This window comes from Thermoplasmata archaeon (assembly GCA_038851035.1).
Lineage (GTDB): Archaea > Thermoplasmatota > DTKX01 > VGTL01 > VGTL01 > JAWCLH01.
The window spans coordinates 23,614-37,281 of sequence record JAWCLH010000003.1 but is presented as its reverse complement, the minus strand read 5'-3'; the positions used below and the strand labels follow the sequence as shown (position 1 = coordinate 37,281).

Annotated in this window: 6 protein-coding genes; 4 read left to right on the top strand and 2 right to left on the bottom strand. The window is 57.1% G+C overall.

The features are described 5' to 3' along the window. Positions 1-82 precede the first annotated feature (82 nt). Together QW379_01450 and QW379_01445 are read left to right on the top strand one after the other, a co-directional pair. Complete coding sequence (locus tag QW379_01450; protein ID MEM2869076.1) at positions 83-3,379, top strand: hypothetical protein; 3,297 nt, start codon at positions 83-85, stop codon at positions 3,377-3,379. Positions 3,380-3,513: 134 nt separating this feature from the next. Next, a complete protein-coding gene (locus QW379_01445; protein ID MEM2869075.1) occupies positions 3,514-3,957 on the top strand; it encodes an OsmC family protein in 444 nt (147 codons plus the stop codon). A 62-nt stretch (positions 3,958-4,019) separates the two neighbouring features. Here the strand turns inward: QW379_01445 and QW379_01440 are convergent, their stop codons facing one another. Together QW379_01440 and QW379_01435 are read right to left on the bottom strand one after the other, a co-directional pair. Next, a complete protein-coding gene (locus QW379_01440; GenBank protein MEM2869074.1) occupies positions 4,020-5,141 on the bottom strand; it encodes a DNA topoisomerase IV subunit A in 1,122 nt (373 codons plus the stop codon). A 60-nt stretch (positions 5,142-5,201) separates the two neighbouring features. Further along, the gene (locus QW379_01435) at positions 5,202-7,241 is read right to left on the bottom strand and encodes a DNA topoisomerase VI subunit B (GenBank protein MEM2869073.1); all 2,040 of its coding nucleotides are present in this window, start codon (positions 7,239-7,241) and stop codon (positions 5,202-5,204) included. Positions 7,242-7,532: 291 nt separating this feature from the next. On the opposite strand from QW379_01435, the gene QW379_01430 reads away from it, so the two are divergent. Continuing rightward, complete coding sequence (locus tag QW379_01430) at positions 7,533-10,481, top strand: tandem-95 repeat protein (protein MEM2869072.1); 2,949 nt, start codon at positions 7,533-7,535, stop codon at positions 10,479-10,481. A 113-nt stretch (positions 10,482-10,594) separates the two neighbouring features. Beyond that, positions 10,595-13,597 carry an Ig-like domain-containing protein gene (locus QW379_01425; protein ID MEM2869071.1) on the top strand — a complete coding sequence of 1,001 codons (3,003 nt, stop codon included), beginning with the start codon at positions 10,595-10,597 and terminating at the stop codon, positions 13,595-13,597. The last annotated feature ends 71 nt before the right edge of the window (positions 13,598-13,668 follow it).

The window sequence follows — 13,668 nt, the reverse complement described above, 5'->3', positions numbered from 1 at the left end:
CGCTGATGCGACGACATTAAAGAAGAGGCCCAGCATAAATATATTATGGTCGTGTTTATATTTTATTTCCGGCGAAAGGAGGATGAGGCGAGTATTATTATTCGGAAAAGGAAAGAAAGCGGCTGGGGGCCCACTCTACATTACCATCGCCTCCGTCGTGGCCCTGACTCTTCTCGAAGCGATTCCTGCAGGTGGCAGTGGCGGACCGGGTAGCGGGGTCGTTACCACATTCTCAACCGGGTCCGCTGAGGCCACGATCTATTTTCCTCAGTACCAAGAGGAGGCCCTCGCCTGCATCACTCTACCCAGAAGTGTCCATATCCTCTCAGCCTCCCTCTGGATTCGCGGCCTCCCTGGGAGGGGTGGGGAGTATCCCTCGCGCCCCACCCTCGACCTTGGGGCGGACGGGAACGTGGAGTGGGCCTACAGTGAGGAAGGAATTGGCGGTGAGATGGGGAGGCAGGTGGAGTTTATCGATGGAAAGGCCGAGGCTGTTTGTGCTTTTCCGTCCGAGACCGGCACGACCGGCCGCGTTTCCATCCTCCTTCCGAGAGGTGCGCGCATAACCTCTGCGTCCATGGAGCTTCTGGGGGAGGAGCGGTGGGTAAGGTCGTGGGAATACGATTTCGAGGTCCCTACGCCAAGGCTTCTTGGGTGGAGCCCGCGCCGGGGTGGTTTCATCGTTCTGACCGGCGATACGCCAGAGATGGCGATTTCGCTCGTTGAGCCGTCTACAGGCTCCGTGTCGCCTGTTGGGAAGGTTAGATTTAACGACTCCGGCCCCATCGAGGCACATTATGATTCACTCAGCGACATGGTCGCCTTCTTCCGACCGAAAGGGGGTGTTCTGCTATACAATCTTACCACCGGTGCCTCACGGGAAGTCTTCACCGGCCAGAGGGCGCTCGAGCTCACCATAATTTCCCTGAGGGGCGGCTGGTTGGTTGGAGCCGGCCCGGGATGGGTTGCGGCGGCGAACACGCTCACCGGAGAAATTGTGGAGCCCACGGGCCTTTCCCAGAGCATGCCGGGCTTTCCTGCGGCACTTGACTATGACCCCTCCACACGGACCGCTTTCGTGGCCTCCACTCTCCAAAGGGGATGGTGGGCCGTCTCGCTCGTCCAGCTGGACAGAGGAGATGTTCGCTCCCATAGCTACCAGTCTTCTAACTCAGACCAGCCGCTCTCGATGGTTCTCCTTCCCGAGACTAATAGGCTTTTGGTTGCCATGAGCTCGTCATATTCCGGCCGAACCCAGCCGGCCGCGCCAGTCCTCGAGATTGATTCCCTGAGCTGGGCCCAGTCGGAATTCAGCCCATTCCGCGACACCGGGGCCTCCCTAGGCCTCGTCTTGGAAGGAGGAAGAGTTGCCGGGCTTAGCCCCTCCAGCTCAGGTATTGCAGTGACTGAGTGCGACCTCGCCGAGGAGAGCTGGATACGCCACCTTATAGCGCTCCCCGAAGGGGATAAGCCCACCTCTTGGGCCATGGATGGAGGGGGCGGCAAGATGCTCATCTATGGCGAAAGCACCGGCCTGTGGCTCTTTGAGCTGAGGGCTGGGAAAGCCAGCCGCGTTTTTCTTAATGAAAGTTGGGCAGGAGCCGCAAGGCGATTGGAGTGCTTGGTTCCCTTGAACGACAGCCTTATCCTCGGGACCCCTCAGGGTTTGGTTGCCATCAATAGGACCACTGGGGAGCCGAAATGGCTCCTAGATTGCGGCTCAGTAAAGGTCATGCAGCTTGTCTCCGGCCGCCTTGCTGTGGGCTCTATGGACGGCTGGAAATTCGATAAGGATTACGGCCACTGGAGGTTCTTTAAACTCAGGGTAACGTTGCTCGAACTTGGTGCAGCCGGAGCTCCCCTGAGCAGTAGGAGTTACTTCATGGAACTCCTGCCCGAGTATTGGGACTGCCGGCCCACGGCAGTGGCGCTGGACCCCTTTAAAGAGAGAGTATTCATCGGTGTGGCCGGCGAGCACACAGCCTCCGGCCTCTTCGAGTTAGAGCTGGTGAAAGGCGAGTTCACAGGCATCGAGACCCCCACCCCTTTTCTGAGTTCCCTCCTCCTCAACCCCTCCTCGGGAACCCTTTTCGCAGGCTGCCGCAGGGAGGGAGGGGGTCTCTATGCAATCAACCTGTCCTCCGGGCGTACCCACCTCTACTCACCTGCCTCCGTCCCGGCCCTATTGAATACGGAAGTAACCTCAATGTGCCTCGACGAGCGGGGCAGGCTCATCATCGGCCATGGCGCTTACTCTCCGGGCTCCGGAGAGTGCATCGGAGGCCTGACCGTATTCTCACCCGGCATGGGCAGCGCAACCTATGTTCATGCGGGAGAGGGCTTCCCCCTCTCCAATCTGGACGTCGTTGCCGTTGTGCGCGATTGTTCTGCAGGAAGGACTTTTCTGGCGCTTGGTTACAGCAGCCAAATAATCGCCCTTGATGCGGCATTCAGACCGGAGCCCTTCAGCGAGCCCGCCTACTTCGGTAGCTCTTACATAACAGGCGGCCGGAACCTCATTTGGGAAGAAACCACCCGAACCCTTTTTGGCGCAGCGAAAGGGGTAGGCATCGCTTATCGATGGACGGGAGACTACCCGGAGGGCGTGACGGTCGACGTTGGGGGGGATGGAGAGCCCGAGTGGAGCTCTGCGGGTCCGCTGGGGCGTGTGATTCTTACGGGGCTCGAGAATGCTTTCCAAACCCGGCTTGACAGTGTCGGTGGGGGCGACGAGGCTGTCGAGGTGGAACTAGTGCTCCACTCCTCTCCCGGTATCGTCAGGCTCCGTGAGCTGTCCATCACATATGAGTTTGCAGTGAGGGTGGAGCTGACGGAGGCCCTCCGGTCTCTCTTGGCCACGCAACCCCTCCGGGGCGATTTCTGTGCGCCGGTTCGATTGGGTGCGAAGGGGGGAGGATTACTCCTTTTCAATCTTTCGATCCACTATCAGACAAACAATGCACCAGAATTCAGGAGACACCCAGAGCTGAAGGTCGACGCCGCTTCCCCCAGCCCCACCTTTTTAAACCTGACCCCTCTGTTTAAGGACGACCACACACCGGCTTCCAACCTGACCTACGAGCTCCTTACGCCCTCACCGGCCACCGGGGTGAGTGTCTCGGTCGTTTTTTCAAATTATCTGATGATAGAGGCGCACAACACCCCCTTCCGGGGAAGGATGAAGGTCGTAGTGGAGGCCCGGGATTCATCGGGGCTCTTGACCACCGGTGAGCTATGGGTTGTGGTTGTGAGGTCTGGGGAGTATATTCCCCCGCCCCCTGCATATGGTGTATTTGTTTGGGCTGCGGCGGCAGTTCTTTTAGTGATTGGGGTGTGGGCCATCCTGCTTTTCTGGAAAATCCAGAGGCGCAGGGATTAGGCCACCCCGGGGGTGGTCTCAGGAGGCCTCAGGGGGTTCCAAACCTGCCGGAGGGGCGTGGGACCGGGAACGACGACCGGCAACGAATTCTTTAAAAACCGTCCAGATGATAGGGTTTCGGGGGCGGGGCCGGTTTGTATGTCTACAGCTCCAAGGTGACATGGACCGAGGGACGAAAGGGGAAGGTCGCGTGTGGCAATGGCTTCAAAGGAGTTTTCTCTGCGTCTCCCGAGTTTCAGGGCGAGACCGGTGCGCTCACACCCGAGGACTCGTTTGTGGCCTCAGTCAACATGAGCTTCACGCTCGCCTTTCTCCGTTTCGCCGAGAAGGAGCAGGTCGGGCTCAGGGCCTTCGAATGCAATTGCAATGGAATCATGGACAGAACGCTGCCCCGGATTGCCTTTAAAAGGGTGGTGATTCACCCTCGCGTCGTGGTAGCCTCCGATGAGGACATCGCTAAAGCGGAGCGCTGCCTTGAGCTCGCGCAAAAGCACAGCGCGGTGGTTAACTCCGTTAAACCAAAGGTGGTTATGGAGTACAAAGTCGAGCTCGAGAAAGAGACAGAGAAGCGGGAGTAGAGGGGCCGAAACAGTGGGGGGCGCTGTGCAGTGCAGTCAAGTTTCTCTCGACCCCGCACCGCCTAGATGATTCCAATCTCGCTGAGCTTTTCGGGGAGGTAGTTGTCGGTGACGAAATTCAGGCCGTACTTGGCGAGTGCCTGCTGCTCGGACTTCTTGTTGAGCTCGAGCTGGAGCTTTATCTCGTCCTCCCACATGACCTCCCGGCCGTCCGCCTTGCGCGCAAGTACCTGCCCCTTGAACCGTGGGTCGGTCAGCTCGGCCTTGAGGGCCCTGATGTCCTGGTCGTTGAGCTTATCTGATGGGAGTTCGTAGTTCACGATGTCCGATGGGGTTACGCCGACGAATTGGGCCTCTGGGGTCGCCAGAAACTCGGAGATGTGTGCTGTTTTGATGGCGCCGTAGGCGACCGAGGCGAATATGCGGAAGGACCAGGGGTCGCCGTCTGTGAAGACCACAACAGGCAGACCGCACTCCTCGTTCAGCCTCTTGATCAGCCTCCGTGTGCAGCGCGCCGGCTGCCCTTTGAGGTGGACGAGGATGGCGCTCTCCTTCTCGTCGAAACCGTTTTCCGCGAGTCTGTCGAACATGCCGCCGCACTCTATCGCTATCACGAACTTTGCGTCCCAATCGAGAAACTTAAGCTTCTCCTTCTCGACATTGTATGGAATTCCATACCCTCCATCCCCGACGTCGTCCCGGCAATTGATTTTCTTTCTCTCGCCCTTGCGGTTGACCTCCTCTATTGTTATGTTCCCTATAATGGAGGCCCCGTTCTCCTCGGGCCTCAGCCTCATCGCCTCCCTCATCTGTCCCGTTTTTATTTCGAGGTCCTCAACAAGCCTGTCGCTCTCGTCCTGGTCGTGGAACTTCGCCAGCCCCCAGCCTTCGCTTATGTAGTACATCTCCCTAAGCGTCGAGGACTTGCCCTCACTGAGCATCCTCTTGATGAAGTCGACGGAGTACATTGTTCTCGCCAGCATATAGGCCCCGTCTAGTGTTTTAGCACTTCTCGTGGTCAAAAGGCTCCCGTACTTCCAGACCTGCTCCTTCTCTGAGAACCTTATATTTCCCTTGGTTCTGGTCGGCAAGGATATCGCTGGAATCTGGGCCGCTGCGAGTCTCTCATAGACCTCCCTCGCGAGCTCCTCCAGCGACGCTACGACGTCGGTCCCCTTTGCCATAAACCCGTCAATGCTATGCGCCCTCTTCGTCCTAGGCCTCATGGACGCTCACCCCAGCTTTTAATCCTCGTCACCCATCTCGTCGCTCTCCTGCTCAGCCCCGTTATCCTCCTGGGGCTCATCCTCGTTCCTAATCCCTTCCTCTCCCTCCTCCGCCTCCTCCTCCGTGAGCTCCTTCAGCTTTCTCTCGTAAGCCTCCGGGTCCCAGGGCTCGGCGCCATTGACGAGCTCAGGGTCGATGTCCTTGACATAGAGTTCGCACTCCTCGAAGTCCTCTTTGTCGAGACCCATTAAGTCAAAGCGAAGCTCCAGCTTCTCCATCGTGCCAAGGCCTCTCAGCTCCCAGGTGATGACATGATTGTTCACAGACTCCGGCTTCGGGCTGAAGTTCTGAACCAGGGCATCCGAGGGAACCACGCTAAGGAGCCTGAACCTCTTCCTTGATGGCGTGAAGTTAACGACCTCAATCCTCACGTGGTGAAGCTTCTTTGGCGCCTCGTACTGAATGTCCTCCCTCACCAGCACGCTGTTCATGATTTTTGCCACAACCGGCTCTATCGGAGGGACCGGCTTCCCCAGCAGATGGGCGGACTTCTCCGCGATTATCGGTAGGAGCTTTCTTATGATTTCTTCCTTCTCCTTGAGCTTAGCGAGCCTCGCCCTTTTTTTAGTGAAAACCTGCATCTTTCGGGCGCACTCCCGCACGGCCAGCTCCACCTCTGTCAATATCTCGGGGACGTCCGCAATCGCCTCTTTGGACTCCGATGTGAACGGAATCTTGGTGCAGGCGACATGGACCAGAATTAGCACTGGTCCGATAGGAATTCCCTTACCGCCCTTCTGCTCTAGCCCATATCTCCTCCAGTCTATGTTCTCAATGGCGTGGGTGATGGCGCAGCCGCCTTGCTGGAAAAGGAGGGGGACGCGGTTGGCGAACCTAAGAATCGTGGCCGGCTCATCCTTATTTAGCGAGCCGCCATACATCAGCCCAGCCTCCACTTGGAAGGGGTTTCCGGAGTAGACCGAGGGCGGGCGGGTGTGGGTTACAACGAAGTCTGCGTTTACGTCCTTCTTCATCCCTTTTTTTATAAGGGTCTCACCTATCGGGGAGAGGCAGTCGGTCGGCGGAGCCATCAATTTGACAGCTCTGAAGGCCTCCAGCACCCTTTTTGCGCTTCCGAGGTCGAGCTCCCTAGGCTTGAGGTTTTCGGCGACCCCGGCTTTCTCACATATCTGCCGGGCCTTGTCCAGACTCACCCTTGAGAAGTCGTTGACGAGGAAGGAAGTCATCTTGTGGGCCTCGGTCTCCTTTGCCATCTTGAGAAGGGTACCGAGCTCTATGCCCTCTGGATGCGGCTTTATCTCGACGCTTGGCGGGGGCATTTTCTCGGTGGCCCTGTCAAAAATGGTTCTAGTTCCATCGGGCTCTATCAGGATGATTCTGGCGTGGGGGTTGACGATGGCGGAGCTCCTCAAATAGTCGTAGACCGACTGCTTCCCTCTGATATATCTGGCCTTGATTGTGAACTCGACCCTAGTGCCGTGCTCGATCTCACGGGGCGGACCCGCCTCCACCCCCCCGCTTGTGTCCTTCCAGAGAATCACCTCTTGTTTGAGCACTTCGGGGGCGTTTTTCTTAGTGTCGAGAATCAGCTCCATGTACTGTGCTGGGTGGTCAGGCCCGATTTTAGAAATCACCTTAGTCGGCTTCCCCGTGGTCAGCTGGGCATACATAACGACCGCGGAGATACCGATGCCCTGCTGGCCCCTGGACTGCCGGATGGCGTGGAACCTCGAGCCGTAGAGAAGCTTTCCGAAGACTGAGGGAATCTGGGCCTTCACGATTCCGGGGCCGTTATCCTGCACGGCCACCGTGTACTCCCCCTTCCCGGTCTCGTGTATCTCGACTAGAATTTCCGGAAGAATACCGGCCTCCTCGCAGGCGTCCAGAGAGTTGTCCACGGCCTCCTTGACCGATGTAAGCATCGCTCGCGTCGGGCTGTCGAAGCCGAGCAGTTGTTTATTCCGTTCGAAGAACTCAGCTACCGATATCTCCCTCTGCTTCTTCGCCAATTCCTCGGCGATCGGTGTTCCTGCCATCTGCGCTCTTCCTCTGACCCAAGATATAGCAATCCTCTCTCATATCTATTATGTTTCTCTTTAAAGTCGAATCTTTTAAAATCCCAGAGAACCTGAGAATTTATTCCGCACAGGGTTGCGGGACCCTAAGTCAACTGTACCCAGCCCTCCAGGGCCAATTCCTGCCCCGCGCGGGTTCTATGGGGCGACCGGAGCTCAGGAGGGGTCAGCCGCCCGTATCAGACCGTTTCCACTCCAATATTATTAAATACAGTTTGAGCGTTATTTCTCTTCGTAACGAGAGGGATTGTGATGGGCACAAAGTCATGGGTGGTAATCTCCATGCTCATGGCCGGAACGGTCCTTTTCCCGCTCTTGGAGGCGGAGGGGCCGAGAACCCCGGATAGCGACAACGACTTCGACTTCGCCACCCCGGTCACCGATGGTGTCCCGGTGAGCGGAAACGTGAACTCGGCCGATGATGTTTACGACTATTTTAAAATCGATAACGTCGCATCAGGGCAGACGCTCAAGGCCGTGCTGAGCTGGAGCAACCCATCCGCCTCCCTTAACCTCAGCATTTATAACCCCCTCAGGCTGAGGCTGAGCCTCATATCCTCAGGCACACGGGCCAACACCATTCTAGCAACCATGAACGGGACATATTACTTCCAAATAAAGGCCCACTCCGGCACCACGGACTACACCCTGAACGTCACGCTCGCGACCCCGCCCATTATCACTCCTGGAACCCCCGTCACAGGCACAGCGGTCGCGGGCTCACAGGACAGGAACTTCTTCTATCGCTTCTGGATGGAGGGAAACGTCAGCGGCCGGAGCCAGGCCGCGTGGGTCAACCTGACGCAGAGCAATACCGGCGCCAGGCTGGGCCTCTATATTACTGACCTGCTGGTATGCTTTTCTAATCAGACCTACAACGAGAGCTGGAACACCCAGAACCGGAGAAGGGTGGCAGCAGCGGCCTCATACACGGGGTGGTATTATGTAGGCGTATCACCAGTCCAGGGAACAACCGACTACACCCTCGAGCTCAGCCTATTCGATGTCTCCTCGGACGGAAACAACGACCCCTCAAGCGCCACCCTGGTGGCCCGGAACGCCCACATTCAGGGCAGTGTGAACAAAGCCTGGGACCACTACGACTGGTACGCCTATCCGATGCGGGCCAACGACAACCTGAACATCAATGTGACAAGATACGGGAGCGACCTGTTCAATGTATCGGTCTACTCGTCGAACCTGACTTTCCTCGGTTCAAGAATCAACGAGGACTACTATTGGGGTTACCCCTATACCACCAGCTACGTGAACTTCACAACTCCAAGCGCCCTTATAGACGAGGTGTTCTATATCTTCGTCGCCTGCACGCGCAACTTCCAAAGCGGGCCCGGCGGAGGCTACACCGACAATGAGGGGAGCCTGAGCTACTGGATAAACTTCACAGGCCCCAATCATCCCCCGGTCATAAAAGCCCCGTTCGACAGCATAGTTTTAAAAGAGGACGAGAGCTACCTCCTTTACCCCCTGAACCACTTCGAAGAAATCGATGGCGAGCCCCTGAATTTTACAGTGACAAGCACGGGAGGGAACATATTGGGCAGCTACGACTGGACCACAGGCGTTCTGAGCGTGCGGGGAGCCCCGAACTGGTACGGGAGGGAGAACGCCTACGTGAACGCCATAGACAGTGGCGGTCTGAAGACAAGCCAGCTCATTGACGTGACCGTGCTATCCGTCGAGGACCCACCAATTGTGAAAGAGCCAATAAAGGACATTACGATGCCCCAGGGCGGCACGGACACCAGCATTGACCTGGGGAAGGTCTTTCTCGACAACGACACGAGGTGGGGCGATGTCCTGACCTATACCGTCGAGAACAATGGCTCAATCTGGGTGGACATCAAGACCTCGGGGAGGGTCACTCTGACCTCACCGGCCAGCTTTTATGGCAGGATTACAATGACGTTCGTCGCCACCGACAAGACGGGCTATTCTGCGAGGGCCTTATGTAATGTTACCGTGATTCATGTGAACCAGCCCCCGCAAATCAGAACCCAACCCCCGCCTGTGACAGTCAACGAAGATGATACTGCCGAGCTCGACATGTCCATGGTCTTTATCGACCCGGACGGAGATAAGCTGAGCCTGAGCTTCTCAGGCAACAACCGCGTCCGCGCGGACGCGAAGGCCGGCGATTTAAACGTAACTTTCGCGCCTCTCCCAGACCTCTCCGGCTTCACCGAGGACATAACCGTCACCGCCTCCGACCCGGCCGGGGGCTCCGCGTCTGTGATAGTCTCCATCACGGTCCTCCCCGTCAACGACCCACCCAGAATCACCAACTTCAGCCCGCCGGGTAATGTGACCATCTCGGAGGGAGAGAGCCAGGAGTACTGCGTCACCGCCCACGACCCCGAGAAGGGTTTAGTAATAGGTTACAGCTGGTACCTTGACGAGCAGCTAATGCAAATGGGTAATAATATATTCATTTACAAAACAAATTTCAGCTCTGCGGGAAGCCATGTGGTCACTGTGGCGGTGGATGACGGCGAGTTGGTCACCAGACTGAGCTGGAATGTCACGGTCAAGAATATTAACCGCGAGCCGACCGATGTGAGAATAATCAATCCCAAGCCTGGGCAGGTAATCAAGCAGGGCGAGCCAGTTGTCTTCCAAGGCGCCGCCACCGACCCTGACGGAGACCAGCTGACCTTCATATGGATGGAGGGAATGAAGGAGCTGGGAACCGGCCAGAACTTCACCACCACAGGGCTAAGCTTGGGCGCGCATACGATCTATCTCCAGGTGACGGATGACATTGCGGTCGTGAAATCGCCTCCGGTCTCCATAACCATTCGGGCCAACACTGTTCCCCGGATAATCTCCTTCAAGCCCATGGACGGCCAAAAGTTTGTGAAGGATAAGAGGGTGGAGTTCTCGGTTGAGGCGGTGGATGACGAGGGGGACAGTCTTACCTATGCATGGTACGATGGTGCGGAGTTCCTCTCCAACGCTTCGTTCTTCATCAAGTCGGACCTGAAGGTTGGGAGGCACACAATACGCCTGCTCGTGTCGGATGGGTTAATGACAGCCGAGCTCACCATGGAGATTGAGATTGTCGAGCCCGCTCCCGAGGGGGTGAACATGATGTACCTGACGGTGGGCGTCGCGCTTGCTGTCATGATAGGAGTGGTGGTTGGCTTCTGGGCGTGGAGGGTTTTGAAGCGGGAGGAGGACTGAGCCCTCCTGATTGTCTTGTAAGAAGGGACGTGAAGGGCCGTTCACTAGATAGATTAAAATGTTTTCTTCCATCCCATAAATTTCAAATACGACGGGGAGGATGAACTCGGGGGATGCGGATGCGCGCGCTTGGAGCCTTAATCCTACTATCCTTGTTGCTACTGAGCAGCGCCCCGTATCAGGCTTCGGTGGGCCCGGAAAAAGGGCCGCTGAGGACGCCCGACAACGACAACGACTTCGCCAACGCCACTCCGGCCCAGAGCGGGCAGTCGTACGATGGCGACCTAGACAGCTCAAATGACCCCCAGGACATTTATAAGCTCTCCGGGAGTGCGGGGCAGGTGCTCAACGTCTCCGTTTTCCTTCCGGGCTACCCGGGCATCAAAGTCCGCCTCATCGCCCACGACCCCAAGGGTGCATTTGTGGAGGAGTCTAATCTTGGTCGGGAGTGGGAATCGGTTTCAATTCTGGTTGCCATATCCAACGCACCCTACTATTTCACAGTCGCGCTCGCCGAAGGTCTCACGGGGAACTATGTCCTGAGCTGCAGTGTTGAGAACCCCACACAGATCAACTCTCTGGGATATTTTGAGGCCTCGCTGAGCCGGGTGAGCAACAACTCAGCCGACTGGTATGTTTTCACGATGAGCGGCGGAACCAACAGCGGGCTGAACAATGACCTAGCTCAGTTCACGATTTATAAGGACGACAATCTGACGCTCGATGTTATCCTTTACGGGCTTTGGCTGGAGCTCTGGAGCTACACCTTCAACATCTCCCTGGACCACCCCTCTGGCGGAATGATTCAGGCAGCCGCTACCTACTCCGGGAGCTATTTCCTGAAGGTCTGGGCGAGGAGCGGGAGCGGAAGATACAATGTGACGATGGGGGTTCTCCAATCCACACCGAACGACAACGACCAGGATGGCGAGCACGCCACCAAAATCAACAACACCCCCATATCCTCCTGGATAGACCAAGCACTTGACCACTACGACTTCTACAAGCTCTATCTCGTCGAGGACGACAGACTCGAGGTCACGATGACCCTCAACAGCTATGTCCCAGGGAAATATATGCTCTGGCTCCTACACAAAGTCAGCGGCCTCTACACCCCCGTGGCCAACGCCTCTAACTTCCTCCCGGGCATCGGGTGGACGAACAGCGTCCGCCTGGTCCACACCGTCACGGTCAACAACCGTTATTATATAGTACCGATAGCCGAGCACGGCCTAGACGCTCAGGGCAGGATATCTGGCGAGAACGCCAATGCCAGCTATACTCTTCAGGTCACCTCTCCCCCATCGACCAACCATGCGCCGATCCTCGCTTCCCACCCGGGCTATATCTCAATGGCCGAGGATTCCACTTTCTCTCCCTTCAACCTCCACAATGTTTTCGAAGAGCCTGATGGCGACAGAATCGGTTTCGAGGTGAGCGGCAGCGAGCACATCAATGTGGCCCTGTCTCTCGATGGCACGGTGACCCTCAAGCCAGAGAGTGACTGGTCGGGCAACGAGAACATCAACCTGACCGCGCGGGACGAGTTCAACGCCTCCACGAGCATATTTGTTAATGTCTACGTCTATCCCACCGACGACAGACCGGTTGTTGCGAAGCGCCTTGAGAACCTGACGATGTGGGAGGACCACACCGCTGAAATCAACCTCAGCGGCGCGTTCTGGGACCCCGACATTCCATACGGGGACAGGCTCAGGTACACATGGTCGGGCAACGTCAGCCTTCCGATGTCTCTAGACTACGACACCCTCATAGTGACCGTAGGGCCCGTTTACAACTTCTTCGGGACGCGGCAGGTGACCTTCCGGGCCTTCGACCAGAAGAACCAGTTAGCGCTCCAGCAGATGACGATTACCGTCCTCCACACCAACCACCCCCCCGCCACAAAGGTTGACAGGGTTGACATAGAGATGATGGAGGACGGGGTGAACACCGCTCTCATCGCTAAGGACTATTTCATCGACAGGGACACCACCTATGCAACGGATGTCCTGAGCTACACTGGCGTCGGGAGCGAGAACATCAGCTGCAGCGTCCTTCCTGACGGAAGGGCTGAAGTCAGGCCGCATCGCGACTGGACCGGTGTTGATTCAGTATTTATCGTCGCCACGGACACAGGAAACCTCTCTGCAACCCTTCAGGTGGCCGTCACGGTGCTCCCCGTCAACGACCCTCCATTCGTCGCCTCCTTCAGCCCAAACTCATCCGAGGTGACCGTCAACGAGACGGAGGAACTGCGGCTGGTGGTGGTGGCCGGAGACGTCGATACCCCACTCGAGGAGCTTACCTATGCCTGGTTCGTCGATGGTGTGAAGCAGAACTCCACCTCCCCCGAATTTACCTTCATCACGGACCTGAGAACATCAAGGAAGCAGCCCTACAACATTACCGTTACAATAAGCGACGGAGAGTTCACCACAAGCCACAGCTGGAGCGTGCCCGTTTTCAATACCAACCAGAGGCCACGGATTACAATAATCTCGCCAGCGGAGGGCAGCATCTACCCCGAGGGCGGGCCGCTGGTGCTGCTCAGGGCGGAGGCCATTGACCCAGACATCGACCCAAACGACCCCGCAGCGCCCGCGCTCGTCTATACCTGGAAAGAGGGCAACGCCACTCTCGGCATCTCGAAGAGCCTGAGGTACAAGTTTCCGCCGGGCTGGCACACGGTCGAGGTCCATGTGTGGGATGGGTTCGAGGAGACTGTCGCAAGCGTTAGGTTCTTTGTGGACTCAATTCCAACAGTCAACATACTGAGCCCGGGGGAGTTCCACAAGTGCCGTGAAGGCTCTGCCGTTAGATTCAGCGCGGAGGTGTTCGACAGGGACGGAGACACCCCCACCATCCAATGGAGGGAGGGGACGAAAGTGCTCTCGACGAGCGCCAACTTCACCAAAAAGTTCAGTGCAGGCGTCCACTACATTGACCTCAACGTCACAGACGGCCGGAACTATGTGGAGAAGAGGCTGACGCTGAAGGTAGAGGCGGAGCCTAAGGGGGGTCTCCTGCCCGGCGCGACGGCCCCGGCGACGGCGGCAGCTCTACTGACGCTACTCGTGTGCTCCCTCCCCCTCCGGAAGAGACGCCGCGTTTAGAAAGGATTTAGCCCTAAAGCCTTTGCTCGTCTCCTGCTCAACAAACTATTAATATATTATAGATTATGGAC

Excerpts from the sequence above, each read along its gene's own strand:
- QW379_01450 (MEM2869076.1), top strand. The coding sequence starts at position 83 with ATGAGGCGAGTATTATTATTCGGAAAAGGAAAGAAAGCGGCTGGGGGC.
- QW379_01440 (MEM2869074.1), bottom strand. The coding sequence starts at position 5,141 with ATGGCAAAGGGGACCGACGTCGTAGCGTCGCTGGAGGAGCTCGCGAGG.
- QW379_01435 (MEM2869073.1), bottom strand. The coding sequence starts at position 7,241 with ATGGCAGGAACACCGATCGCCGAGGAATTGGCGAAGAAGCAGAGGGAG.
- QW379_01430 (MEM2869072.1), top strand. The coding sequence starts at position 7,533 with ATGGGCACAAAGTCATGGGTGGTAATCTCCATGCTCATGGCCGGAACG.
- QW379_01425 (MEM2869071.1), top strand. The coding sequence starts at position 10,595 with ATGCGGATGCGCGCGCTTGGAGCCTTAATCCTACTATCCTTGTTGCTA.